Source organism: Burkholderia sp. Bp9090, from assembly GCF_003857985.1.
Taxonomy (GTDB): Bacteria; Pseudomonadota; Gammaproteobacteria; order Burkholderiales; family Burkholderiaceae; genus Burkholderia.
Map to the genome: position 1 here is coordinate 1 of NZ_QTPV01000128.1, position 296 is coordinate 296.

The window sequence follows — 296 nt, forward strand, 5'->3', positions numbered from 1 at the left end:
GCGATGTTCAGCGCGGTCGCTTCGACGTTTTCCGCGAGGCCCGCTTCGAGTTGCGGCGCATCGGCCAGCAACACCTTTGACACACCTGCGATCTTCGCTGCCGCATCGGCCGCCGCTTGCGCGTTGTGGCCCGCGACCAGCACGTGGATGTCGCCACCAATCTTCGCCGCCGCTGCCACCGTGTTCAGCGTCGCGGCCTTGATCGACGCGTTGTCGTGTTCTGCAATCACCAGAATCGTCATTTCTTTCCGCTCCCTCTTACAGCACCTTGGCTTCGGTCTTCAGCTTCTCGACCA

General features: G+C 62.2%; 1 pseudogene. It reads right to left on the reverse strand.

From position 1 onward, the window contains the following. Positions 1–242: pseudogene (locus DIE16_RS36405) on the reverse strand (electron transfer flavoprotein subunit alpha/FixB family protein); the annotation flags it as partial. Between the last annotated feature and the right edge of the window lie 54 nt (positions 243–296).